This is a genomic window from Gordonia sp. SID5947 (genome assembly GCF_009862785.1).
Classification (GTDB): Bacteria; Actinomycetota; Actinomycetes; order Mycobacteriales; family Mycobacteriaceae; genus Gordonia.
The window spans coordinates 3,236,214-3,260,660 of the sequence record NZ_WWHU01000001.1 but is presented as its reverse complement, the minus strand read 5'-3'; the positions used below and the strand labels follow the sequence as shown (position 1 = coordinate 3,260,660).

Annotated in this window: 22 protein-coding genes and 1 pseudogene; 14 read left to right on the top strand and 9 right to left on the bottom strand. The window is 67.0% G+C overall.

Annotation, left to right across the window (positions count from 1 at the left end; all coding sequences use genetic code 11):
- The first annotated feature begins 80 nt into the window (after positions 1 to 80).
- Entirely contained in the window at positions 81 to 4,133 is a 4,053-nt protein-coding gene (eccCa, locus tag GTV32_RS15000; protein WP_161060987.1) for a type VII secretion protein EccCa, read from the top strand.
- Positions 4,134 to 4,146: 13 nt separating this feature from the next.
- Here the strand turns inward: eccCa and GTV32_RS14995 are convergent.
- Positions 4,147 to 4,691, bottom strand: a pseudogene (locus GTV32_RS14995) (ferritin).
- A gap of 81 nt (positions 4,692 to 4,772) precedes the next feature.
- Positions 4,773 to 5,669: an LCP family protein gene (locus tag GTV32_RS23490; RefSeq protein WP_343287344.1), complete on the bottom strand. Its 897-nt coding sequence runs from the start codon at positions 5,667 to 5,669 to the stop codon at positions 4,773 to 4,775.
- Between the two features lie 698 nt (positions 5,670 to 6,367).
- Here GTV32_RS23490 and GTV32_RS14985 point away from each other — a divergent pair.
- Together GTV32_RS14985 and GTV32_RS14980 are read left to right on the top strand one after the other, a co-directional pair.
- Positions 6,368 to 7,291: a diiron oxygenase gene (locus GTV32_RS14985; protein ID WP_161060985.1), complete on the top strand. Its 924-nt coding sequence runs from the start codon at positions 6,368 to 6,370 to the stop codon at positions 7,289 to 7,291.
- 20 nt (positions 7,292 to 7,311) lie between these two features.
- Positions 7,312 to 7,977 carry a DUF4873 domain-containing protein gene (locus GTV32_RS14980; protein WP_161060984.1) on the top strand — a complete coding sequence of 222 codons (666 nt, stop codon included), beginning with the start codon at positions 7,312 to 7,314 and terminating at the stop codon, positions 7,975 to 7,977.
- 21 nt (positions 7,978 to 7,998) lie between these two features.
- On the opposite strand, the gene GTV32_RS14975 is transcribed toward GTV32_RS14980, so the two are convergent.
- Both GTV32_RS14975 and GTV32_RS14970 read right to left on the bottom strand, forming a co-directional pair.
- A complete protein-coding gene (locus GTV32_RS14975) occupies positions 7,999 to 8,808 on the bottom strand; it encodes a CPBP family intramembrane glutamic endopeptidase (RefSeq protein WP_161060983.1) in 810 nt (269 codons plus the stop codon).
- A gap of 32 nt (positions 8,809 to 8,840) precedes the next feature.
- The gene (locus GTV32_RS14970) at positions 8,841 to 9,596 is read right to left on the bottom strand and encodes a DUF2470 domain-containing protein (protein ID WP_161060982.1); all 756 of its coding nucleotides are present in this window, start codon (positions 9,594 to 9,596) and stop codon (positions 8,841 to 8,843) included.
- A 128-nt stretch (positions 9,597 to 9,724) separates the two neighbouring features.
- Between GTV32_RS14970 and pheA the strand changes: the two genes are divergently transcribed.
- Both pheA and GTV32_RS14960 read left to right on the top strand, forming a co-directional pair.
- Positions 9,725 to 10,666 (top strand): prephenate dehydratase, encoded by a 942-nt coding sequence (pheA, locus tag GTV32_RS14965; protein ID WP_161060981.1) that lies wholly within the window; start codon positions 9,725 to 9,727, stop codon positions 10,664 to 10,666.
- A complete protein-coding gene (locus GTV32_RS14960; protein ID WP_161060980.1) occupies positions 10,666 to 11,328 on the top strand; it encodes a histidine phosphatase family protein in 663 nt (220 codons plus the stop codon). Before pheA ends, GTV32_RS14960 begins: the two co-directional genes overlap by 1 nt.
- Positions 11,329 to 11,332: 4 nt before the next feature.
- On the opposite strand, the gene GTV32_RS14955 is transcribed toward GTV32_RS14960, so the two are convergent.
- On the bottom strand, positions 11,333 to 11,683 hold the full coding sequence (locus tag GTV32_RS14955) for a metallopeptidase family protein (RefSeq protein WP_161060979.1): 351 nt from the start codon (positions 11,681 to 11,683) through the stop codon (positions 11,333 to 11,335).
- Between the two features lie 4 nt (positions 11,684 to 11,687).
- Positions 11,688 to 12,869, bottom strand: coding sequence for a septum formation family protein (locus GTV32_RS14950; RefSeq protein WP_161060978.1), 1,182 nt, complete (start codon positions 12,867 to 12,869; stop codon positions 11,688 to 11,690).
- 94 nt (positions 12,870 to 12,963) lie between these two features.
- On the opposite strand from GTV32_RS14950, the gene GTV32_RS14945 reads away from it, so the two are divergent.
- Entirely contained in the window at positions 12,964 to 13,374 is a 411-nt protein-coding gene (locus tag GTV32_RS14945) for an ankyrin repeat domain-containing protein (protein ID WP_343287343.1), read from the top strand.
- A 6-nt stretch (positions 13,375 to 13,380) separates the two neighbouring features.
- Here GTV32_RS14945 and GTV32_RS14940 read toward each other — a convergent pair whose 3' ends face one another.
- A complete protein-coding gene (locus GTV32_RS14940) occupies positions 13,381 to 14,313 on the bottom strand; it encodes an SGNH/GDSL hydrolase family protein (RefSeq protein ID WP_202421806.1) in 933 nt (310 codons plus the stop codon).
- A gap of 134 nt (positions 14,314 to 14,447) precedes the next feature.
- Here GTV32_RS14940 and serS point away from each other — a divergent pair, with 134 nt between their 5' ends.
- From serS to GTV32_RS14925, 3 genes are read left to right on the top strand one after another with little or no spacing between them, the layout of a single operon-like run.
- The gene (serS, locus tag GTV32_RS14935; protein ID WP_161060977.1) at positions 14,448 to 15,704 is read left to right on the top strand and encodes a serine--tRNA ligase; all 1,257 of its coding nucleotides are present in this window, start codon (positions 14,448 to 14,450) and stop codon (positions 15,702 to 15,704) included.
- Positions 15,705 to 15,731: 27 nt separating this feature from the next.
- A complete protein-coding gene (locus GTV32_RS14930) occupies positions 15,732 to 16,670 on the top strand; it encodes an EamA/RhaT family transporter (RefSeq protein WP_161060976.1) in 939 nt (312 codons plus the stop codon).
- A gap of 58 nt (positions 16,671 to 16,728) precedes the next feature.
- Positions 16,729 to 17,595 (top strand): hypothetical protein, encoded by an 867-nt coding sequence (locus tag GTV32_RS14925; RefSeq protein ID WP_161060975.1) that lies wholly within the window; start codon positions 16,729 to 16,731, stop codon positions 17,593 to 17,595.
- Between the two features lie 191 nt (positions 17,596 to 17,786).
- Here GTV32_RS14925 and GTV32_RS14920 read toward each other — a convergent pair whose 3' ends face one another.
- Both GTV32_RS14920 and GTV32_RS14915 read right to left on the bottom strand, forming a co-directional pair.
- Positions 17,787 to 18,428: a TetR/AcrR family transcriptional regulator gene (locus GTV32_RS14920; protein ID WP_161060974.1), complete on the bottom strand. Its 642-nt coding sequence runs from the start codon at positions 18,426 to 18,428 to the stop codon at positions 17,787 to 17,789.
- A 36-nt stretch (positions 18,429 to 18,464) separates the two neighbouring features.
- The gene (locus tag GTV32_RS14915) at positions 18,465 to 20,045 is read right to left on the bottom strand and encodes an MBL fold metallo-hydrolase (RefSeq protein WP_161060973.1); all 1,581 of its coding nucleotides are present in this window, start codon (positions 20,043 to 20,045) and stop codon (positions 18,465 to 18,467) included.
- 94 nt (positions 20,046 to 20,139) lie between these two features.
- Between GTV32_RS14915 and GTV32_RS14910 the strand changes: the two genes are divergently transcribed.
- The 5 genes from GTV32_RS14910 to GTV32_RS14890 all read left to right on the top strand — a co-directional run bounded on the left by GTV32_RS14910 (position 20,140) and on the right by GTV32_RS14890 (position 24,317).
- Entirely contained in the window at positions 20,140 to 20,910 is a 771-nt protein-coding gene (locus tag GTV32_RS14910) for a lysophospholipid acyltransferase family protein (protein ID WP_161060972.1), read from the top strand.
- A gap of 27 nt (positions 20,911 to 20,937) precedes the next feature.
- Positions 20,938 to 21,711 (top strand): lysophospholipid acyltransferase family protein, encoded by a 774-nt coding sequence (locus tag GTV32_RS14905; protein WP_161060971.1) that lies wholly within the window; start codon positions 20,938 to 20,940, stop codon positions 21,709 to 21,711.
- Positions 21,708 to 22,565, top strand: a complete 858-nt coding sequence (locus GTV32_RS14900) for an HAD family hydrolase (RefSeq protein ID WP_161060970.1) — start codon at positions 21,708 to 21,710, stop codon at positions 22,563 to 22,565. Before GTV32_RS14905 ends, GTV32_RS14900 begins: the two co-directional genes overlap by 4 nt.
- Positions 22,566 to 22,696: 131 nt before the next feature.
- A complete protein-coding gene (locus tag GTV32_RS14895; RefSeq protein WP_161060969.1) occupies positions 22,697 to 23,482 on the top strand; it encodes an SDR family oxidoreductase in 786 nt (261 codons plus the stop codon).
- A gap of 25 nt (positions 23,483 to 23,507) precedes the next feature.
- Positions 23,508 to 24,317, top strand: coding sequence for an alpha/beta hydrolase (locus GTV32_RS14890; RefSeq protein WP_161060968.1), 810 nt, complete (start codon positions 23,508 to 23,510; stop codon positions 24,315 to 24,317).
- Positions 24,318 to 24,447: the final 130 nt, after the last annotated feature.

Here is a 24,447-nt window from a genome sequence, read left to right as displayed (position 1 = left end):
GGCAATCTACCGGATTGTCGATAGCATCCCGGACACAGGTGTGATGCGCCGCCTCGGGAAACGGCGCGTGAGGGGGACCATTGGCGACCACGGGATTTGTGCGTAAGCCGCGGATTTCTCCACCGCGGGCACCAGGCGGCGAGGTGGCGGTCCAGCCGCCGCCGGACGTACCCCGAGTGATCCCGGGCAGCATCATGATGAAGATGCTGCCGATCGTCATGATCCTCGCGGTTGTCGGCATGGTCGCGATGATGTTCACCGTCGGCGGTCGCTCGATGCTGACCAATCCCATGATGCTGATGTTCCCGATGATCATGGTGATGTCGACGGTCGGCATGTTCATGGGTGGTGGCCGTGGCGGCGGGAAGCGCGCTGCCGAACTGAACGAGGAGCGCAAGGACTACTTCCGATACCTCGCACAGCTCCGCGAAGATGTGCAGGCGACCGGCAAGACGCAGCGTCAGGCGCTCGAGTGGAGTCATCCCGAACCGAAGGCGCTGCAGGGCGTGGTCGGCAGCCGGCGCATGTGGGAACGCAGGCCCGGCGACCACGACTTCGGCCACGTCCGCGTCGGCGTCGGCAATCAGCGTCTCGCCTCCCGGCTGATGCCACCCGAGACGGGGCCCCTCGAAGATCTCGAACCCGTGTCGACGGTCGCTCTGCGGCGCTTCGTGCGCACGTATTCGGTTGTCCACCGCCTGCCGACGTCGGTGTCCCTGCGCGGTTTCCCGGCCATCAGTGTGGAGGGCATCCGCCAGGAGACGCGCGGATTGATGCGGTCGATGGTGATGGAACTGTGTGCCTTCCATGGGCCAGACCATCTGCGCATCTTGATCGTCTGCGCCGATCCGGAGGCCGAGTCCTGGTCGTGGACCAAGTGGCTTCCGCATGTGCATCACCCGACCAGGCGTGACGCGGTGGGTGCCGAACGGATGCTCTACGGTTCGGTCGCCGAGGCGGAGGAGGCCATCGGTTCGGATCTGATGGATCGCGGAAGGTTCTCGCGCACCACGCCGCCGACGCCGGGACGCATGCACTACGTGGTGGTCATCGACGACGGCTACGTCAACGGCGATGAGCGCCTGATCAGCGATGCCGGCATGGACGGCGTCTCGATCCTGGACCTCACCGCTGCGCCCGACGGTCTGGCCGCGCGCCGCGGACTGCAGTTGATCGTGCGGGACGGAACGGTCGCGGCGCGGAGTGCGGCCGGCGACGAGACGTTTGCCGACATCGACACCATCTCGGTCCCCGACGCCGAGGTGTTCGCGCGGGCGATGTCGCGCTACCGCATCGCCACCGCGGCGCAGATCGTCAGCCTGGAACAGGACAGCACACCGAGCGATCCCGGACTGATGGCACTGCTGAAGATCCCGGATGCAAATCGCATCGACCCCGCTGTGGTGTGGCGTCCTCGGACCCCTCGGGAGAGACTGCGGGTGCCCATCGGCGTCTCCCAGAACGGCAGTCCGGTCGAACTCGACATCAAGGAGGCCGCCGAGAACGGTATGGGCCCGCACGGGTTGTGTATCGGCGCGACCGGCTCGGGAAAGTCGGAGTTCCTCCGGACATTGGTGCTGTCGCTGATCGCCACGCACTCGCCGGACGCGCTCAACCTCGTCCTCGTCGACTTCAAGGGTGGCGCGACCTTCCTCGGTCTGGATGCGGCTCCGCATGTCGCAGCGGTCATCACCAACCTCGAAGACGAGCTGTCGATGGTCGACCGCATGAAGGATGCACTCTCCGGCGAGATGAACCGTCGTCAGGAGCTGCTGCGTTCGGCGGGCAACTTCGCCAACGTCGGTGACTACGAGCGGGCACGCGCCGCAGGCAAGCCACTCGATCCGCTACCCGCACTGTTCATCGTGGTCGACGAGTTCTCCGAACTCCTCTCGCAGAAACCCGATTTCGCCGAACTGTTCGTCGCGATCGGCCGGCTGGGTCGTTCGCTGCACATGCACCTGCTGCTCGCGTCGCAACGCCTGGAAGAGGGCAAGCTACGCGGTCTGGACAGTCACCTCTCCTACCGCATCGGCCTGAAGACGTTCTCGGCCAACGAGTCTCGCACCGTGCTGGGCGTTCCGGATGCCTATCACCTGCCGAGCGTCCCGGGATCGGCATACCTGAAGTGCGATTCGGCCGACCCGGTGCGGTTCAACGCCAGCTACGTCTCCGGCCCCTACACCACTCCCGACAGTGTGGAGGCGGCGTCGCCGGAGCATCAGGGCCAGAGCCACATGAAGATGTTCACCGCGGGCCGCGTCGCCATCGACTGGGACGATCAGATCCCGCAGAAGACGACGCCGTCGGGACTGCCGTCGCTGGAGGAACTGGAGGCGCCGCTCGCGACCGGTCCGGCGGTCGGACCGACCTTGCTCGACGTGGTGGTGTCGCGTCTGGCGGGCCATGGCCGGGCGGCGCACGAGGTGTGGCTCCCGCCGTTGAACGAGTCGCCGACGGTGGACATGCTGGTGCCGTTCGCCGATTGGCGTGAGGGTGTGAACACCCTCGGCGACTTGCGTTTCCATATCGGCGTGGTGGACCGGCCATACGATCAGCGACGTGATGTGCTGATCCTCGACGTCGGTGGCGCGGCAGGCAACATCGCGATCGTCGGTGGGCCGCAGTCGGGTAAGTCGACCGCGCTGCGCACGACGATCATGTCGGCCGCGGCCACCCACACCCCGGAGCAAGTGCAGTTCTACTGCCTCGATCTCGGCGGTGGCACGCTGTCGGGACTCGCCGAGCTCCCGCACGTCGGCACCGTCGCCACCCGCTCGGACGCCGACGGCGTGCGACGATCGGTCGCCGAACTCGCGACCCTGCTCCGCGAACGAGAAGAACGGTTCCGCGAACTCGGCATCGAGAGCATGCGGGACTTCCGCAAGCGCAAGGCCGCGATCTTCGCCAATACGGATGCGACAAGCCAGGATCCCGTCGCGCAGGACGCGTTCGGCGACGTGTTCCTCATCATCGACGGCTGGGCGGCATTCCGCGCCGATTTCGAGCCGCTGGAGACCACCGTCACCACGCTCATCAACCAGGGTCTCACCTATGGCATCCACGTGGTGCTCACCGCCTCGCGCTGGGGTGAGATACGGCCTGCCATCAAGGACCTCATCGGTTCACGGCTGGAGTTGCGCCTCGGCGACCCGATGGAGTCGGACATGGCGCGCAAGGTCGCGGCGCTGGTGCCGTCGGCGCGTCCGGGCCGCGGCATCTCCGCAGAGGCGCTGCACCTGCTCGTCGGTCTGCCTCGCCTCGACGGCGAGAGTGACCCGGAAAGTCTCACCGAGGCGGTCGCGTGGTCGGTCGATCAACTCCGGCGGGTCTACCCGGGGCGGCAGGCCCGCAAGGTTCGCAAACTCAGCTTGGGGCTCCAGCGGGCCGAGGTCTACCAGCGCGCACGCGAACTGGGCTTGTCGCTGGGCACCCAGCAGATCCCGGTGGGACTCGGCGAGAACGAACTCGCCCCGCTGGTACTGGACTTCGACGCACAACCGCTCCTGTTCGCCTTCGCCGACAACGAAAGTGGGAAGACCACACTGCTGCGCAACATCGCGATGGGGCTGATGGAGCAGGGCGAGGGAACGCAGAACAAGATCGTCCTCGTCGACTACCGCCGTACCATGCTGGGCGCCGTCGAGGGCGACCACCTGGCCGGCTACGCGACATCGGCACAGGCACTCGGCCCGATGATGAAGCAGCTGCACCAGTTCTTCACCAACCGGCTGCCCGGGCCGGACCTGACGCAACAGCAACTGCGCGACCGCAGCTGGTGGCAAGGGCCGAACGTGCACATCCTGGTCGACGACTACGACATGGTCGCCTCGGCATCGTCGGGCAACCCGTTGAGCGTGCTCGGGGAACTGCTCCCCTCGGCTCGTGACATCGGCCTGCGACTGGTGATCTGCCGGCGCTCGGGCGGCGCGAGCCGGGCCCTGTTCGATCCGGTGATCGGCAAGCTGAAGGATCTCTCGTCGGACATCCTGCTGATGAGCGGCGATCGAGACGAAGGAAACATCGTGGGCCGCACCAAGATGCAGAAGCTACCGCCGGGGCGCGGCGAGTTCATCTCACGCGCACGAGGGCACGAGATGGTGCAGATCAGCAACCTGCCGCCGCTGATCTAGCGCGTCGGCAACGTCAGAGATTCCCGCCTGCCGCAGCAGGGGCGGGTGCCGCGGAGGCTGTCGCACCGTTGACCTCACGCTCGACGAAGTTCTCCAGATCGAACAGGTTTCCCTGTGCTCGTTCGGCGATGGTCTGCAGGGTGGTCATCGTGGCCACCTCTTCGACCTGCTCCGCGAGGAACCACTGCATGAACTGCTCACCGAGGTAGTCACCGCTGTCGCGGGCGGCTCGAGCCAGATCGACGATCTGCTCGGTGACGGTCTTCTCCTGTGCCAGAGCGAGTTCGATAGGTGCGCGGTAGTCGACGAAGTTGTTGCGGGGGCCGCGACCCCGGGGATCTCCACGTCGATGTCGCGGTCGAGGAAGTACTGCACGATCATCATCGCGTGATTACGCTCTTCGACGGACTGGGCGTAGAAGTGCTTGGCCAGCTGCGGCATGTCGTGGTTGTCGTAGTAGATGGCCACGGCGATGTACTGCTGGGCGGCGGCGAACTCGTTGCCGATCTGGTCGTGCAGCAGCTTGTGGAAGACGGTCTCGTCAGGTGTCGCTGTCATGGGCCATCGTAGAAGGCCCGAAAAGCACGGTTCGGCCCAGTTGAGCCTAACTGAGTTCAGCCTCACCAACTTTCGGTCGACTCACTTGCCGAATACGCCGCCACCTGCCGACAGCAGATCGTCGGGTACCGCCACACCCTTGCGGATGTAGGTGAAGAACTGTTCGGTGTTGTCACCGACCGCGAGTGAGTCCCCGTCGGAGGTGTATTCGTCTCCGCCGGTGGGTGTGGTGGTGGTGATCGGGTCGCCGCGCAGCGCCCACGCCAGGCCCATGAGGTTCCAGATGTGGTCGCCCTCGTCGACGGTGACCGCGTCGACCGCTCCGTTGACGAACGGGATCAGCCGGAACGGGTTGGCGAGCACCGACGGACTCGTCGCCTTGGCCATCAGGGCATTCAAGAACTTGCGCTGGTTCACCACACGCTCGAGGTCGGCATTGGGGAAGGCGCGGGTGCGGACGAGGCCGAGGGCCTGGCGGCCGCTGAGCTCCTGACACCCCTTGGGCAGCCGGAGACCGGCCTTGGGGTCGTTGAGTGGTTGGTCGAGGCAGATGGTGACGCCGCCGACCGCGTCGACCACACTGTCGAACCCGCCGAAGCCGATCTCGGCGTAGTGATCGATCCGCACACCGGACAACTGCTCGACGGTCTGGGTGAGCAGTTGCGGCCCACCGAAATTGAATGCCGCATTGATCTTGTGCGACCCCTGCCCGGGGATCGGGACGTACAGGTCACGCGGGATGCTGATGATCATGGCCGAACCGCTCGGCGGTTTGTGCACCATCATGATGGTGTCGGTCCGAGAACCGTCGCTGTCGCCGGTCGACAACTGCTGACGCTGATCGTCGCTGAGGTCCGCGCGTGAGTCGCTACCGACGATCAGCCAGTTCGTGCCCGGCGTGTCGGCCGGGCGTCCCGCGTAGGGGACGAGCGCCTCGGTGCGGTGGAGCTTGCCGTCGTAATAGAAGAGCAATCCCACCGACGCGACCACGAAGAGCAGCAGCGCGACGAGGATGATCCGGCCGATCCGCAGCCGACGGAGTTTTCGCTTGGGTTTGGGAGTTGGCGCTGGAGGTGCCGCAGCCGACTTCGACCTCGGGCGTCGGGGCGGGGCCCCACCAGATCTGCGAGACCTCGCCGAGGGCCCCGGGACGGGCTCGGGCCGCTGGGTCGGTGCATACCCGGCCGGGCCCCCTCGACCGCGGGGCCACCCGCGGGTTCGGAGCCCGGCGTATCGGACCACGCGAGCGGCGGCTGATAGCGCGCACCGTCGGGCCGGGGCTCTCGAACACGGGCGGTGGGCTCCGGCGTCTCGGGTGGGCGTGGCGGCGGGACCGGACCGCGTCGGGGTGGCATCTGCCGTGTCGGACCGTTCTCGACCGGCGGGACCGGGGCCGGGTTGCGCCGAGGCGGGTGCCCGCCGGGCGCGCCCCGTCGAGCAGGGTCGCCGGAGCGCGGCGCAGGCCCGGGCGGGGCACCGCGCCTGCGCATCATCGGCGGCTCTGGCGTATTCATCCCAACCAATGTACGCATCGGCGATCGGGATCCGGCCTCGTGAACGGCGGCGTGCGACCGATCCCATAAACAACATCAACAAATGTAACAGTGAGTATTGACACATAGTCCGTGCGTACTTAGTGTCTGAGGTCACAGGCAGTACCAACCCGGAGGTGTGCGATGACCGCGACAACCCAGGCGAAGACGCAGGCGGAGCGCGGTGACACCGCGGGTAGGGAGGCCGTTTCCCGGCGTTTGATCAATGGTTCGGTGAAGCGGTCATATGCGCCGGTCGTCGAGCTGGACTGGGATCGGGCGCCCGAACCCGATCGCTACTTCCTGCCGCCCAGCGTGCTCAGCCTGGTCGGCACCGACATCTGGAACGACCTCTCCCCGCAGCAGCGCATCGATTTGTCCCGGCAGGAGATGGCGAACATCCTCTCGGTCGGCATCTGGTTCGAGAACCTGTTGAATCGCACCCTGCTGGCCAGGCTGATGGTGGCGGACCCGGCTTCCGCGACGACGCATTACGCGCTGACCGAGATGGGTGACGAGTGTCGCCACATGGTGATGTTCGGACGTGCCATCGAATGGTCGGGTGCCCGGCCGTTCCGGATGCGATGGTGGGAACGCGTCGGGATGGCGGTGTTGCCCCATGCGCTCCGGGGCAGTCTGCTGTGGGTGGCCGCGCTGGTGGGCGAGGAGATCTTCGACGCGTTGCAGCGCGAGATGCTCGACGACCCGAGGCTGCAGCCGCTGGTGGCACGCCTCATGCAGGTGCACGTGGCCGAGGAGGCCCGCCATATCGGATTCGCCCGCGACGGGATCATGCGGCGCAAGCCGGTCCGCGGTCGATGGGAGACGTTCGTCGCGGCCAACGGGCATGCGTTTGCCGGCGTACTGTTCCGCCGGCTCTTCACCAATCCCGCGATGTACCGGCGGGCCGGACTCGACGGTCGGGCGGCGGCCCGTGCCGCGCGCGCGAACCCGAGGTTCCGTGAGGCGCAGGTCCGCGGATTCGCCTCACTCGCGGCGTTTCTCGAGAGTGCGGGGCTGATGAGCAGGCTGTCGCGGTACGGCTGGCGTCGTGGCGGTTTCCTGTGACGGCGCCCGAGGCGACGTCGGTGGCAGTGGTCGGGTGTGGGCCGCTCGCCCGGCGTCTGAAGACGCGGATAGACAACTCGCCGTTGATGATCGAGATCGTCGACGACCCGGCTCCCGGGGACCTGACGGTACGTGAGGAGTCGGCGCCGGCCGGTGGTTACCTCGGCGTCGCATCGGCGTCGCGGCCCGGTGAGTTCTTTCTTGCCGATGATCGGGCGATCGGTTACATCCTGGACCTGATCGAGCATTTCGTCGTGTCCGGGGCGAGATCGGCGGTGGTGCGGCGCCCGATCGAGATCGAGTGGGCTGCAGTTGGTTCCCGGCGTGAACGTCGCAAGCGGATACGGAGATTCCGGCCGGACGACTACGACTGGATCGGGACCGAGTCCATCGACGACGACGTGTTCGACGGTGACGCAACATTGTCGGCCGACGGCGACGAGATCGCCGCTCGTCTGCGGATATGCGGGTATCTCGACCCACTCGACGGCCAGTATCACTGGGCCGGAACGGCATTCGGCACCGATGTGCGGACGTGGAAGGACGCGCGGGTGAAGAATGTGACCGTGTCCGTCGGAGGGCGGGATCCGGTGGACGCGCGCCTGGCCGAGGTCACGCCGTCGGGGACGGTGCGGGTTGTCGGGGTCGGCGAGCCGCCCTTTGCACTGGATTCGCTGACGGTGTGACCGTCGCGATCGATGCGGCGGTCACCCCACCCAGCCCAGTTTGTCGTGGAGCAGCGCGTATCCGACGAACGCGACGACGTCCATCAGCGCATGTGCGATCACCAACGGCCACACGCGTGAGGTGATCTGGAAGAACCGTCCGAAGACGAGCCCCATCACCACGTTGCCGAGTCCGGCGCCCACACCCTGGTACAGGTGATATCCGCCGCGGAGCACCGAACTCGCGGCCAGCGAGGTGTTCTCCGACGTGCCGAGCTGTCGCAGGCGGGTGATGAAGTAGGCGACCACGATGATCTCCTCGGCCGCCGCGTTGCCGATCGCGATCAGGATCAGGATCGGCCAGCGCCACCACACGCCGTCGACCTCACTCGGCACCAGATGGGCGTTCATACCGAGAGCGCGGGCGATGGCGACCAGTGCGAGGCCGGGGAGGCCGATCAGTGCTGCCAGCCCCACGCCTGCGGGGATGTCGCGGCGTGGGCGCCATCGCCCGAGGCCCACCCGGCCGAGACCGATCCCGCTGCGCCACAAGAGGTAGATACCGAGAGCGCCGATCGCGAACAGGCGGATCGCGCTCATCAGCTGGCGCACGAAGTCGATCCAGCCGAGGTCCGACCGGGACGGATTCAGTGCGACGGTGGTGTTCCCGATCCCACCGGACAATTGCGCCTCGATCAACGAGAGCGCGGCGGCGATGGCGGAGAAGAGAAATGTCAGCACTCCGACGATCACCAGTTCGACGACGATGGCACGTCGTTCGGTGGGGTCGGTGACGACCGCGATGGTCTGCGGTCGGCGCGGATTCAGTACCGGTCGGAGGCTGGCGCGCATGGCGCACACCTTACGGGTGCGCGCCGGCCGGATCAGTCGGGCAGGCTGTTGATGAACGGGCAGCCTGCGAGGTTGCGCAGGGCCTGAGAGAGTTCGTAGACGTCGGTGACCGGCCGGGTGAACGGCAGCCGCACATCGGAATCGCCGGTCGGGCCCTCGATGCGGAACCGGATCCCGAAGCGATCCAGTCCGAGCGGCCGGACACGTCCGTTGCGCAGCGCTCGGGGCAGCTTGCGGGCCAGTTGGCCGACCACGTCGGCGTGATCTGAGTCGAGGTGCGCGATCCAGTCGCCCTCGTACTCCCAGAAGGGATCGGGGAGAGCGTCGGCGAGTTCGGCGGCCGCGACCGACGCCGCACCCGAGCCGGTGGCGATGACCGCACTGTCGACCTGCAGCCGCAGCATCGAGTGACCGTGACCGACGTCGAGGAGCCCGTCGTCGGGATGCTCGGCGGCAATCTCCACCGCGAGATCACGCTCGAGGTTCGACGGTACCGCGTGCAGGTGGCCGTTCAGCCAGATGAGCGACCGCACTCGTTCGCGCAGGTCGATGGGAGCGCAATCGGTGACCTCGACCATCGCCGCCAGCCCGTCGGGACTCTCGCCCGCGAGCAGCATCGCCTCGCCGTCCGTCGGTACGAGCACGAAGGCCTGTGATTCGAACAGGTGGATCACGTTGACGGGCGTGGTCTCGGCGCCCTCGACGGCCAGCGTCGCGGCGCTCACACGCCGGCAGGCGGTCTGGATCAGTTCGGCATCCGACGGGTGGCAGGTCACTGCGTGGGTCATGCGCTCCCTCGCTCTCGTTCAATGAAGGTAACCCTAACCTAAGAGATGCATGCACTGCCCGTCAACGTTTCGTTCGGGACGGGCTGAAGGCGAAACCGGCAGGGTGTCCGCTCGACTAAGATCTTGTCGTGTCAGTGTTCGCTTACTTCGGGCCCTCGGGGACTTTCACCGAGATCGCCCTCGACAAGATGCTCGCCTCCGGTGTTCAGTTGCCGCGAGCGGCGGGTGACGTGCAGAAGATCGCGGCAAACAGTCCGGCGGCGACCATCGAGATGGTTCGAGGGTCGGTCGCCGATTTCGGGTGCGTACCGATCGACAGTTCCGTCGAGGGTGCCGTGCCGGCCACCGCGGATGCGCTGGTGCCGCCGGACCCGGGCACCGCGGGGCGCGTCCAGGTGTTCGCCGAGGTGATTCTCGATGTCGCCTTCACCATCGCCGCCCGTAGACCGATGCCGGCCACCGAGGTGCGTACTGTCGCCGCCTATCCGGTCGCCGCCGCGCAGGTCCGCGAATCGGTCGAGAAGCTGTATCCGAATGCGCAATTCGTGACGGCGTCGTCGAATGCGGCGGCGGCCGCCGACGTCGCGGACGGACGTGCCGATGCCGCTGTCACGACATCGCTGGCCGCCGGCCTGTCGGGGCTGGTGACTCTGGCCGACGGCGTGGCCGACGCCGACGACGCCTACACCCGATTCCTGTTGATCGGGCGGCCCGCACCGCCGCCCGCCGCGACCGGGGCCGATCGCACCTCCGTGATCCTGGACCTGTCCAACGTGCCGGGTAGTCTCATGGCTGCGATGAACGAATTCGCCTCGCGCGGCATAGATCTCACCCGTATCGAGTCACGTCCACGCCGAGATGTGCCGGGATCTTATCGGTTCTTCCTCGACGCCGTCGGCCACATCGACGACGACGCCGTCGGGGAGGCCCTCCGGGCGCTGTACCGACGGTGCGAGCGGGTGGTCTACCTGGGCTCCTGGCCGGCCGATCGTGGGACCGGCGCGCCCCCACCGGATCCGTCCGACAGCGTCGACTGGTTCGCCGCCGTGCGTCGTGGGGAGGTCCGATAGTGGCGCGGCTGCACCTGGTCCGGCACGGCGAGACCACCTCCAACGTGATGCGGCGACTCGACACGGCACTGCCCGGCGCGGGCTTGACGGATTTCGGCGGACGCCAGGGCGTGCGGTTCGCGTTGGAGCACCCACCGCAGGACCGTGTGGTCCTGGTCAGTTCGGTGGCCCGCCGCGCCCAGCAGACGGCCGAGTTGATCGGGTCGGTCTGGGGGACCGATCCGGACGTGGCCGACGGCATCCACGAGGTGCAGGTCGGTGAACTCGAAGACCGGTCCGACGATGACGCGCACGGGGTGTTCAAGGACATCGTGGAGCGCTGGCACCGCGGCGAGATCGAGGCGCGAATCCCGGGCGGCGAATCACTCGCGATGGTCTACGAGCGGTATCTGCCGGTGATCGACGACCTCACCGCCCGGCACCTGGCGGGACCCGATCAGCGCGACGTGTACGTGGTCAGCCACGGCGCCGCGATCCGGCTGATCGCCGCTCGGCTGGCCGGGGTCGACCCGACCTTCGCCGCGAGCACCCATCTGCAGAACACGGGCAGCATCGAGCTCGAGTACGCCGACGGTCTCTGGGTGCTGCATCGATGGGGTGCGGTCACCGGGCCGTTCGGGCCGACGGTCGACGAACCCCTGGTCACCGAGCCGATGGGCTGATCGTTCAGCCCCAGCCGTTGGCATGCAGCCAGGCGTCGTCGATGCCGAAGTGGTGCGCGATCTCGTGGATCACGGTCACCGCGACCTCCCGGACCACCTCGTCGCGGTCGCGACACATCGCCAGGATCGGTTCGCGGTAGATGGTGATGGTGTCCGGCAGGAAGCCGCCGTATTCGTGGTCGCGCATGGTGAGTGCGACGCCGTGATACAGACCGAGGATGGTCGGTTCCTCGGGGTTGTGTGCCTCGACGAGGATCACCACATTCGACATGTTGTCGGTCAGCTCCGACGGGATGGTGTCGAGTGCATCGGACACCAGCCCGTCGAACTCGTCGTCGGACACGTGGATCGGCATCACATCACCCGGCCGGAGCCGGTGTCTCGATGGGGTTGGGCTCCACGCCGGGCGGGAGGGGCACCGGTGTGGGCAACGCACGTCCAGGCGGTGCCTGCGGAGGCGGGACCGGCAGTTTGCCGTTGATCAGAAGCGTGGACCGAGCGTCGCCGACGAGGGTGGCGAACCCCCCGCCGTCGGGAAGACCCAGATAGCAGACGACGGTGCGGCTGCCGGCGAGCCAACTCGGCTCCGACAGCACCGACCACTGCACGTTCAGGGTCGTCGCGTCGAGCTTGTTCTTGCCGCCGAGGAACCTGTTGGCCTGCACCGGACAGATGGATTGCAGGTAGTCGTTCTGCTGTTGGGCGGCGGGCCACGGTTTACCGGAGAGCCGATTCCCGAATCGCGGGGCGAGTGAGACGGTGCCGGTGGTCTGGAATGCGTGGGCCTCGGTGCAGTTGACCGTGGTCCCGGTCGGTTTCTTGGTGGCCCGGTCGATGCCGATGCAGGTGCCGGCGGGCCACTGGAAGGACTGATCCTGGTCGGCGACCCGGCCGACGAACTGGTCGGGCGCGCCGTCCTTGCCGGTCTGCTGCAGTCCGCAGCGCAGTTCACGCGCTCCCTTGTCCCACTGCACCTGAGAGGGATACATCATGCCGACCGAGAACCGCCCCTGCGGGTCGAGTCGTCCGTCCAGGTACTGGTCGACGATCACCGGACACTGCTCGTCGCGGATGGCGGCGAACCGTTCGGTGCCCGGCCACACGGCCGACTCACCGAACTCGGAGCCGGGGAGCACCGCGGTGTCGAGCGGGCCGGCGACCTCGAACCGATGCTTCTGGTCGCAGCCCACCTTGCTCGGTTTGCCCGGGTCACCGGCCGGCCAGTCGAGGCAGTCCCCGGTCACCGATTTCGTGAAGGCGTTCTGAGCGATCCGCTCGTTCTCCCCGATGTCGGTCCCGCCCACGCTGCCGCTGTCGTTGAAGACTCCCAACGCGAGTGCGATACTGCCCGCCACGATCGCGCCGATGACCACCGCCGACAACACCACGCGTGTGGGGTGGGCCAGCATGGTGGTGAGCCAACCCGGCGACTTCGCCTCACCTGGGGAATCGTCGACGGCATCCACATGGTCGGTGTCGTCGTCGTCGGGGAGGCGTACCCAGTCGTCGGCGTCGTCGGGGGTGGGGTCGTCGTCGTTCATCGGGATCCATCATGCCTGTTGTCCGGAGGGCGTAGTACCCCCGCCGAGCGGCCACGATCACCTGCTACCCGTTTCCGCCACTAGACTGACGCCCGTGACCGCAGACAACTCGGAGGTCCCCGACGAGGTCGCCGAACTCGCCGGCCGGCTCTTCGACATGGCCCGGGCCGGCGACGCGGAGATGTTGCGGGCCTATCTGGAGGCCGGGGTGCCCGTCGATCTGCGGAACCAGGCAGGTGATTCACTGCTGATGCTTGCTGCGTACCACGGCTCGGCGCCTGCCGTGAACGCCCTGCTCGAGCACGGCGCAGACGCGAACGGTGCCAACGACAAGGGGCAGACCCCGCTGGCCGGCGCCGTGTTCAAGGGCCACGACGACGTGGTGGAGATCCTGGTCCGCGCCGGGGCGGATCCGCACGCGGGCACGCCATCGGCACACGACGCCGCGCAGATGTTCGGCCGCGCCGATTACGTCCGTTTCTGGGAGGTCCCGCCCGCCGGGTGACCCTCCTCAGCCGGCACGGTTGAGCGTTCGGAGAACCAGTTGGGCGACACCGGATTTGCCGAGCCTCGTCGGATGGTAGGGCGCGGGCGGCTCGACACCCGAAAGCCACGGCCGCGGCGAGCACGCGGTGTGCGCGGCACCAGCTTTCGACGCCGTGACGAGCGCGGCCCCGGACGTACGCGCGGCGCGGGCCGTCGCCGCGGCCAATCCGTCGAAGACGCGTATGGTCTCCGCGGTCTGCGCGACGGTCAACGGGATTCGACTGCACATCGGTGCGCGCGGATCGATCAGGGGTGGATAGTCGACGATCACGACCCTGGCGTGCGGTGCGCGGGCCCGAACCTCGGAGACGATCTCGGCGATCGCATGTTCGACCGCCGTGTAGGCGGCGGCAGACGGTTCCGGGTAGGTACGCGCACCGACGCGACAACCACTGATCACGCTGCCGCGCGACAACCGGGCAAGGGTGTTCGCGCAGGCCTGGGCGGCGACCCGACTGATGTAGGACAGATCGTTCCCGCCGATGGTCACGGTGACGAGATCCGTGTCGGGGGTGACCGCGGTGATCTGCGGGACGTCGGCGTACGGTTTCTGGGCTGTGCGGAGGATGTTCGCCGTGGTCGCCCCGGAACACGTGACGTCGGTGAGCGAGAGTCCGCGGGCGGCCGCGACCTGGTGAGGATAGTTGTCCGTGGTGCGCAGGCATCGTCGGTCGGCGAGGCGGGTGACTCCCGGACCGGCCGCGTACGAACTCCCCAACGCCACGTAGGTCGACCCCGGCCGGGCGGTACCCGCCACGCCCTGGTTCCGTGCCGCGGACGCCTCAACGTCGGGACTGCTCAGCTCGACCACCGCCATGCCCACCGCGACGATGGCGACGGTAGCCAGAGAGGCCGCGACGGTCGCGGCACGCGTGAGAAACGCACGGGTGACGTGCATGTGGGGAGTCCTTTCGAACCGGGCGGAGCCGGGGTGCGCCGGGCGAGTGCGGGGCGCGACGGTGTCGTGATGAGGATCGGCGGGCGGCTCGACTCCGTTACGGGCGCAACGACACCTCAAGTAGGGTTTGCTACGTGATCGACCTCAAGATTCTTCGTGAGAACCCCGACCTCGTGCGCACGTCGCAGCGGACGAGGGGCGAGGATCCCGGCCTGGTCGATGTCCTGCTCGACGCAGATGCCACGCGGCGGGCGGCCATCGTCGAGGCCGATACGCTGCGCTCGGAGCAGAAGGCGCTCGGCAAGCAGGTCGGCAAGGCACAAGGTGACGAGAAGGCGGCATTGCTCGCCAAGGGCAAGGATCTCGCCGATCAGGTGAAGGCGGCGGTCGGTCGCCAGCATGCGGCCGACGAAGCGGCCACTGCCGCGCACCGCGCGATCTCCAACCTCGTCGAGGACGGCGCACCCGCCGGCGGTGAGGACGATTACGTGGTCCTCGAGCATGTCGGTGAACCGCGCGCGATCGACGATCCGAAGGACCACCTCGAACTCGGGGAGTCGCTGGGGCTCATCGACATGGAGCGCGGCGCCAAGGTGTCCGGGTCGCGCTTCTACTTCCTGACCGGTCAGGGTGCGCTGCTCCAGCTCGGACTGCTGAACATGGCGGCGCAGAAAGCCGTGGCGAACGGCTTCACCCTGATGGTCCCGCCGGTGCTGGTGCGGCCGGAGATCATGGGCGGCACCGGTTTTCTCGGTGCCCACGCCGATGAGGTCTATCACCTCGCCGACGACGACCTCTACCTGGTCGGCACGTCGGAGGTGCCGATGGCCGGCTACCATTCCGACGAGATCATCGATCTCGCCGACGGCCCGAAACGCTATGCGGGATGGTCGAGTTGCTTCCGTCGTGAGGCCGGCAGTTACGGCAAGGACACCCGCGGCATCATCCGGGTGCATCAGTTCGACAAGGTCGAGGGCTTCATCTACTGCAAGCCCGAGGACGCCGCGGCCGAGCATCAGAAGCTGCTCGGGTGGGAGCGGGACATGCTCGCCGCGATCGACGTGCCCTACCGGGTGATCGACGTCGCCGGCGGCGACCTCGGATCGTCGGCGGCGCGCAAGTACGACTGCGAGGCCTGGGTGCCGACCCAGAACACCTACCGGGAGCTGACGTCCACCTCGAACTGCACGACCTTCCAGGCACGTCGGCTCTCCATCCGGTATCGAGACGACAACGGCAAGCCTCAGATCGCGGCGACGCTGAACGGGACCCTTGCGACGACCCGGTGGCTGGTGGCGATCCTGGAGAACCACCAGCAGCCCGATGGCTCGGTGAAGCTCCCGCCCGAGCTCGCGCGGTTCGTGGGCGCCGAAGTGCTCGAGCCCGCATGATCAGGTACTCGGGATAGTCACCGTCCGATGACCACGGGCATCATCATCGCCGTGATCGGCTCCTTCTCGTTTGCCGCGGCAGCCGTGCTGCAGGCGCTGGGAGCCGATCAGGTCGCGCAGCGCGCAGCGATCCGGGAAGAACGCCGGAAATCGTCGAAATCCCATCCGTCGCTTCGGTCAACCGTCGCGACGATGCTCACGGTGCCGTTCCTGATCGGGTTCGTGTTCGACATCGTCGGCTTCATCGCCACCATCCTGTCGGCGAGGCTGATCCCGTTGTTCTTGTCGCAGACCATCATCTCGGCCCGCCTGGTGGCAACCGCCTTGTTGGCGATGGTCGTCTTGCACGTGTCGCTGACCATGCGCGACTGGCTGGCCGGGACGGTGGTGGTCGTGTCGCTCGTGTTGCTCGCGGTGTCGGCAGGACGCGAAGGCGTCGACGACGAACGCTGGATGCACTGGGCCGTCCTGGTGGCCGGCCCGATCCTCTTCGGCCTCGGGATCGTCGTGATGCGCGTGATGCACAAGCACATCGCCGCCGCGACCGGGTTGATCGCCGGCGTGGTCTTCGGTGTGATGGCGGTGGCGTCGCGCATCCTCGACGGTCTCGACCCCTTTCAGCCCGGTGCACTGTTCACCGACCCGGCGCTCTACGGCTTGCTGATCAGCGGGATATGCGGTTTCTACCTGTTCACCGTGGCGTTGCAGACGGGATCGGTCAACGGTGCGGCCGCGGCCCTGGTGGTCGGTCAGACGGTGCTCCCGGGCGCGGTCGGCATCCTGCTGCTGGGTGATGTGACGCGCGGGGGTTGGGGGCCGGTCGCGATCGTGGCCTTCGTCGCCGCGGTCGTCGGCGGAGTGGTGCTGGCCTCCTCGGGGGCGGTCACCGCGGTCGAATCCGCCGATGTCACGAACATGCCCCGTGGCTATGGCCGTACCCACCGCGAGGTCGATCGGCAACGTTGACCTCCGTGGCCGCCCGTGACTGCCACCTCGGGCGTGCCGAACGGGACATACTGAGCCGATGATCATCGGGATCGTCGCCGCCGTCGTCGCTGCGCTCGGATACGGAACCGCATCCGTGCTCCAGGCCCGGGGCGCCCAGAGTGTGGCGGTCCCGACCGCGGACCCGGGGGCCTCGGGCCGGCCGCACGCTCCCAGCCTGCGGTCGACGGTGGCCGCGATGCTGACCGCCTCGTTCCTCGCCGGCCTGGTCCTCGACGGTATCGGATTCGTCGGCAACCTCGTCGCGGCACGACTCGTACCGTTGTTCCTCGCCCAGACGATCGTCAGCGCGAATCTCGTCGTGACGGCGGTCCTGGCGACGGTGATCCTGCATGTCCGCCTGCGAACCCGCGACCAGATCGCCATCGCGGTGGTGGTGGTCGCACTGATCGTGCTCGCGCTTGCCTCCGCCGACGAAGGTCGCGGCCACGACGGGGCGTGGTTGCACTGGTCGGTGCTGATCATCGGCATCGTGCTCATCGCCTGCGGGCTGGCGATGGTCCAGGTACTCGGTGCCCGCATCGCGGTGGTGGCAGGGCTACTCGGTGGTGTGGTGTTCGGGCTGATGGCGGTCGCCGTTCGCATCGTGCACGGTATCGACCCGTTCTCGCTGGGCGAGTTGCTCACGGATCCGGCCGCGTACGCCGTCGTCGTGTGTGGTGTCGGCGGCTTCTACCTGTTCACGGTCGCGTTGCAGACCGGATCGGTCAACGGGGCCGCCGCGGCCCTGGTGGTGGGAGAGACGGTGGTGCCGGGTGCGGTGGGGGTGGCCCTGCTCGGCGACGTCACGCGTGCCGGGTGGGGGCCGGTCGCCGCCATCGCGTTTGTCGCGGCGATCGCCGGTGCGGTCACCGTGGCGTCGTCGCCGGCCGTCCCGCAGGGGTAGCGGAAGTCCGCCACCGGAGCGGCGCCGAAGAGATCTCCGCGCACCGCTCCGGTGACCCCCAGACCGACATGACCTCCCGCGCAGGCGGGACGCCGCGCCGTGGTCACCGGCGACGCCGGCAATGTGAGAACACGCGGTTCCACATTGCGCAAGAAAGTAACACGGCGGGTCGGTGCGGGCAATATCTGGATTCAGACGTCGTTCTGTGTGGACCGGCCCGCGGCGAACGACAGGATGATGCCGACCAGCATCTCCACCACGGTGTCCCGGTCGGGTCGGTGATCGCTGCTCGCCCAGAGGTGACCGGTTTCCGTGAGCGCCCCGATGAACGCGGCCGCCTCGTAGGTGAAGCCGAACTCCGACTCCGACAGTCCGGTGAATTCGGAGGCCGCGGTGGAGAAGAACTCGGTCCACTGTTCCCTGGTCTGCACGCGGTGACTCTCCACCCGACTGCTCACCCCGCCCACCTCGACGAAGGCGATCCGCATGCGGCGGGGATCGGCCGCAACCGAATCGAAGAAGGCCCGCACCGCTGCGCGGGTCCGGTCCTCGATCCCGGCGTCCACCTCGTCGACATCGGTGAATGCCGCGAGAACGGCATCGCGCGCTTCACCGTGGATCATGTCGTAGGCCGCGATCAAGAGGTCTTCGCGGGTGTCGAACAGTTCATAGAACTGCCGGCGCGACAGCTTGGCCGCGGCGCAGATCGCCGACACGGTGCCGCGCGCATAGCCGCTGGTGCCGAAGATGTCGAGGGCGGCAGCCATGAACCTGGCCCGGCGTTCGGACTGCCGTTCCTCGACCGTGCGACCACGATAAGAGCGTTGTGCCACTGCGTTTCCCAGCTTCAGAGGCCTCTACCGGTCAGCTCAGCCGTCGATCCGCTGGGCGCGCAATTCGTGTCCTTTGGATGTGAGGCACCGACCGCTGGGCAGGTCCCACTGCCAGCCGTGCAGATTGCAGGTCAGTTTCTCACCCTCGATCACACCGAACTTGGAGAGGTCCGCCTTCAGGTGTGGGCAGCGGCGCTGTAATTCCCAGCCGTCCTTGGTGATCGAGGCAGAATCGTCGTGTGCCTCGGCGAACCAGCCGTCCGCGTAGGCGATCCGCTCGTCGCTGAGACATTTGAAGAACGTGTAGAGGTACTCGTTGTAGCCACCGATCCGCCATGTGGTGAATCGGGTGGACAGGAAGATGGTGTTGACCCAGTCCGGTTCGTCGTCACGGAGCACGGTGCGCACCAGTTCGGGAGCGATCCGGAAACCGTAGCGGTACTTGCCCTCTCCTTCTTTGGGCTCTCGGACGATCCGGTTCGGGAAGTCGAGCACCACGGTCTGGTCACCCATCACCAGGCCGACCGGATAGCCGATCCCGTCGCAGATGAGATCGGACTGTCCCATGATCGGCTCGAAGAGCTCTCGCAGCGCGGGTAGCAGCGGCTCACTGTCGTCGACCGCCCAGGTCGCCTTGTCGGCGGCGATGACCGGCGCGAACTTCTCCTTCATCCGCTCCAGGTACGCTCGCTTGTTCTCGCCGAAGACCTCATGCGGCGCATACGGATGCGAGACCTCGTTCAACGTGGGCCCGGTGAACTCGGCGACCGATCCGGAGACCATCATCAGACCGCGATGGCGCTCGCCGTCGTCGGTGCCGTGAATCCGCATCTGCTCCAGGAAGGTCTCCTGGTCCGGGAAGATCGACGTCTCGTCCGCCCCGTCCACGCCGGAACCGAAGTCGTTGAGGCCGAACAGGTCGTCGTCGAGGAACATCGGCGGTCCGGCGGACGGGACGACCCAGCTCGCACCGACCTGCTCGATGTAGGACCGCGCCCGGTCCATGCCACGCTGCCGCTTCTGCGCCGCGAAGTTGGCCTTCGACTTGCGCGGGATGTCGTAGACCATCGGGTACCAGATCGCGCCCGAATACTGCAGCAGGTGGACGTCGACGTGACCGAAGGCCTCGTCGATGACGTCGAGGTCGATGGGGCGGGCGTCGTTCATGTTGAAGCAGGTGGTCTCGCCATCGGAGACGATCAGCCCGCTGTCGCCGATCGGTCCGTCGGCCGGCGCGCGCAGTGCGATGATCATCACATCGAGCGAGCCCTTCTCGTTTGTGACCGTCGTCTTCACCGAGTCCTCGGTCTCCACGAAGGTGTGGAAGCCGAGGTCCTCGAGCTCGCGTCGCAGATCGGGCACCGGATAGTCGGGCAACAGGACGGTGGCGTCCTTGTTGACGTTCTCCCGCAGATTGCGCTCGTCGAAATGGTCGCGATGTAGGTGTGAGACGTACAGGTAGTCGCAGTCGCCCAGCGACTTCCAGTCCAGCTCGGAATTGTCGGGGAACGGGACCCATGACGCGAAATAGGCAGGGTTGACCCACGGATCGCAGAGGATGGAGCCGGCGCTGGTCTGGATGTGGAAACCGGCATGACCGATGCTGGTGATCTGCAACTTCTCGCCTCCTGAGCACTCGGACCGAACGGGGATGGTCCGAGATCAAATCGGCCTTCAGGGTAGCGCTTCGACCATGACCTAAGCTCGACGCATGGAACCCGTCTACGACGCTGTGATCACCACCGCACGACTGTTGTGGCTGGCCGAGGGCCTGAAGTTCAAGGTGTCGGGCGTGGAGAACGTGCCGAAGGACGGACCGGGCGTGGTGGCGATCAACCACACCGGCTACATGGACTTCACCTACGCGGGAATCCCGGCGTTCCTCCAGCACCGGCGCAAAGTCCGTTTCATGGCGAAGAAGGAGGTCTTCGACAACAAGATCTCTGGTCCCATCATGCGTGCGCTCAAACACATCCCGGTCGACCGCGCGAGCGGCGCGCAGAGCTACCAGGCCGCCGTGGACTACCTGAAACGCGGCGAACTCGTCGGGGTGTACCCGGAAGCGACCATCAGCCGCAGTTTCGAGCTGAAGGAATTCAAGTCCGGAGCGGCCCGGATGGCGCTCGAAGCCGACGCACCCATCATCCCGACGGTCATCTGGGGAGCCCAGCGCGTGTGGACGAAGGGTCATCCGAAGAACCTGGGTCGCAGCGGCGTCAAGGTCATGATCGGCGTCGCCGAGCCCATCGACCCGGTGGGTACCGCCGACGAGATCACTGCACGCCTCCACAAGGCGATGAGCGAGAAGCTGCTCGAACTGCAGGATGCCTACGGTGACCATCCACAGGGTGAGTACTGGGTGCCCGCCCGACTGGGCGGTTCGGCCCCGACGCTCGAGGAGGCCAACCGGATGGACGCGCAGGAGCAGGCGGCCAAGGCCGCCAAGCGGGCGCAACAGGACGCACCCGACACGGAATCCTGATCGTTCACGCCAGATAGGCTTGCCGCCATGGAACCGGTCTACCGGACGCTCGAGATCATCGCGAACGGCTTGGTCCGTGCACAGGGCCTCGACCTGCGGTTCTCCGGACTCGAGAACATCCCGCGGACCGGGGGAGCGGTGCTGACCATCAACCACACCGCCTACACGGACTTCCTGCCGGCGGCGCTCGGTGTGTACCGCGCCGGCCGTCGTACGCGGTACATGATCAAGTCCGAGGTGATGGACATCGCGATCATGCGCTTCCTGGTGAACCACACCAAGACGGTCCCGGTGGACCGCTCGGTGGGGTCGGAGGCCTATCGCGCGGCGGTGTCTCGGCTACGGGAGGGTGAGATCGTCGCGGTGTATCCGGAGGCGACCATCAGCCGCAGCTTCGAGCCGAAGGAATTCAAGACCGGCGCCGTCCGGATGGCGATCGAGGCGCAGGTACCCATCGTGCCGTCCATCGTATGGGGTGCGCAGCGGCAGTGGACCAAGACGAAGACCGGTCACCGGCAGATGGGACGCAGTCACCTCCCGGTCTCGGTCCGGTACGGCGAACCGCTGACCGTCCGGGCCGATGAAGGTCCGGAAAAGGCGACCGCACGACTCAAGGAGACGATGACCACCCTCCTGCACGAGGTGCAGGACGCGTACGGGCCTCACCCGGCGGACGCCTTCTGGGTCCCGTCGCGACTGGGCGGCTCCGCGCCGACGCCTGAGGAGGCGCATGTGATCGAAGATGCCGAGGCCGCCGAGAAGGCGGCCGCGCGGGCGCAGAAAGCGCGTGACGAGCGGTGACCCGAACTGGCCTGGCGGCAACAGGTTTCGGTCCGCCCACACTGATCGCCACCGACGTCGACGGCACGTTGATCGACGACCACAACCGCGTGTCCGACCGGACCATCGGTGTCGTCGGCCGCGCGGTCGAAGCCGGCGTGGAGTTCGTCATCGCCACCGGCCGGCCGCCCCGCTGGATCGCCGAGATCACCGACCAGTTCGAGGGCACCGCGGCGCAGGTTCGCTATGCGGTGTGCGCGAACGGAGCCATCCTCTACGACGTCGCACATGATCGGGTGATATCCGCGGCGACAATGGATTCCGAGACACTGGAGAAGCTCGTCGAGCGCGCCTACCGGCAGATCCCGGGATGCGGCATCGCAGCCGAGCGTGCCGGACGATCGGCGCACGACGCCGCGACGTTGCCGTTCGTCGCCACTGCCGGATACCGGCACGCGTGGCTCAACCCCGACCACATCGAGGTCGGGGACGACGAGGTGTACGCCGAGCCGGCGGTGAAGCTCCTCGTCCGCCAACCGGATATGCGGAGCGACGAGATGGCGGCACGTCTGCGCGACGCGATCGGTGACCTCGCTCAGATCACGTTCTCGACCGACAACGGGCTCATCGAGCTGTCGATGCCGGACACCCACAAGGCGGCGGGACTCCGGGATCTCGTCGGGCTGGCCGATCTCCCCGACACCTCGACCATCGCGTTCGGTGACATGCCCAACGACGTCGAGATGCTGACCTGGGCGCACCATGGCGTCGCGATGTCGCATGGGCACCCGGCGGCCCTCGCCGCCGCCGACGAGGTCACCGTCACCAACAACGACGACGGGGTCGCCCGGGTGCTCGAGCGGTGGTTCGGGTAAGGCGAGATCGCAGCTGACGGCGTCCGTGGGGAAATGCCGGAATTGGGACTGTGCAACGCGCCGATCCGGTCTATCATCCGGAAAGCACACAGTCGCGATCTGCGGCCGTTCCTTCTACGAGTGGATTCACGATGGATCTCGGCCTCATGGGAAAGATCGCGGTCGTCACCGGTGCCAGTAAGGGCATCGGGCTCGCGGTGACCAAGGCGTTGACCGCTGAAGGCGCGCACGTCGTCGCCGGGTCGCGAAGCGGCGGAGCGGAACTGGAGCGTCTCGAAGATGCCGGGACGGTGTCGTTCGTACCTGTCGACCTGTCCACGCCGGGCGGACCGATCGCCCTGATCGAACGTGCCGAGGCTTTGGGTGGTGTGGACATCCTCGTCAACAACGCGGGCTCGGTCACCCCGCGGCCGGACGGATTCGCCAGCGTGACAGATGAACAGTGGCTCGCGTCGTGGACGCTCGGGGTGATGGCGACGGTCCGGACCACCCGGGCGGCGATCCCGCAGCTCGTCCGGCGTGGCGGCGGGTCGATAGTCACCATCAGTTCGGTGAACGCATTCCTGCCCGACCCGGGCGTGATCGACTACTGTGCGGCGAAGGCGGCCCTGAGCAATATCTGTAAGTCGCTGTCGAAAGAATATGGTGCCGAGGGTATTCGGGTGAACACGGTCAGCCCTGGCCCGGTGGCCACCGATCTCTGGCTCGGCAAGGGTGGGGTGGCCGAGACGATTGCCGGTGCCCCGGGCGAATCGGCCGCACGGGTGGCCGACACCGCGGCGGCGGAATCGGTCACGGGACGGTTCACGACACCAGACGAGGTCGCCGACGTCGTGCTGTTCCTGGCCGGCGACAAGGCGGGGAATGTGACCGGATCGGATTTCACGATAGACGGCGGCTTGATCAAGACGCTGTGACCCGACAACTCTCGAACGGAAGCCGATGACCGGTAGCACCGCCAAGACCAATCCTGTCGTGTTCGTCCACGGATTGTGGATCCACTCGAGCGCTTGGGGTCCGTGGGTCGACCTGTTCTCCGAGCACGGCTATTCCGCGACCGCGCCGGGATGGCCGGGTGACCGCGAAACGGTGAAGGAGACGCGCGAAGCCCCGGAAGGTATGAACGACGTCGGCATCCAGCAGATCTGCGAGCATTACGCCGACCTGATCGGGACGCCGGACGTCAAGCCGATCATCATCGGTCACTCGTTCGGAGGACTGATCGCACAGGAACTGCTCGCACACGACCTTGCCGCCGCCGCCATTGCCATCGATCCGGCTCCGATCAAGGGGGTCAAGGCCCTCCCGTTCTCTCAGCTCAGATCCGGCTTCCCGGTGTTGTCGAACCCGGCCAACCGGAAGACGACAGTGGCCTTGACGTCCAAGCAGTTCCATTACAGTTTCGGCAACACGCTGACGCCGGAGGCCTCCGACGAACTGTTCGAGAAGTGGACGATCCCCGGCCCCGGACGACCACTGTTCGAAGATGCCGCCGCGAACTTCCATCGTGACTCGCCTGCCGCGGTCGACACGCACAAGGCGGTCCGGGGTCCGCTGCTGTTGACCTCCGGCTCCGAGGACCACACGGTACCGGCCAAGGTGACCCGTGAGGTCTACGACATGTATCTTGGGAGCGATTCGGTCACCGAGTACCAGGAGTTCGCTGGACGCGGGCACTCACTCACGATCGACAGCGGATGGCGGGACGTGGCCGACGCAGCCTTGACCTGGCTCGGCGCCAAGGGATTCTGAGCTGAGCGCGGGATAACACCGCAGATCGCCCGTGTGCTCAAGCGGTGGTTCGGGATCCATTCGGTGGTGACTGTCGCCGAGTACGCGCCGAAAGTTGTCGGTGCCGTGTCGTAGATTGTTCTCAGCGGAA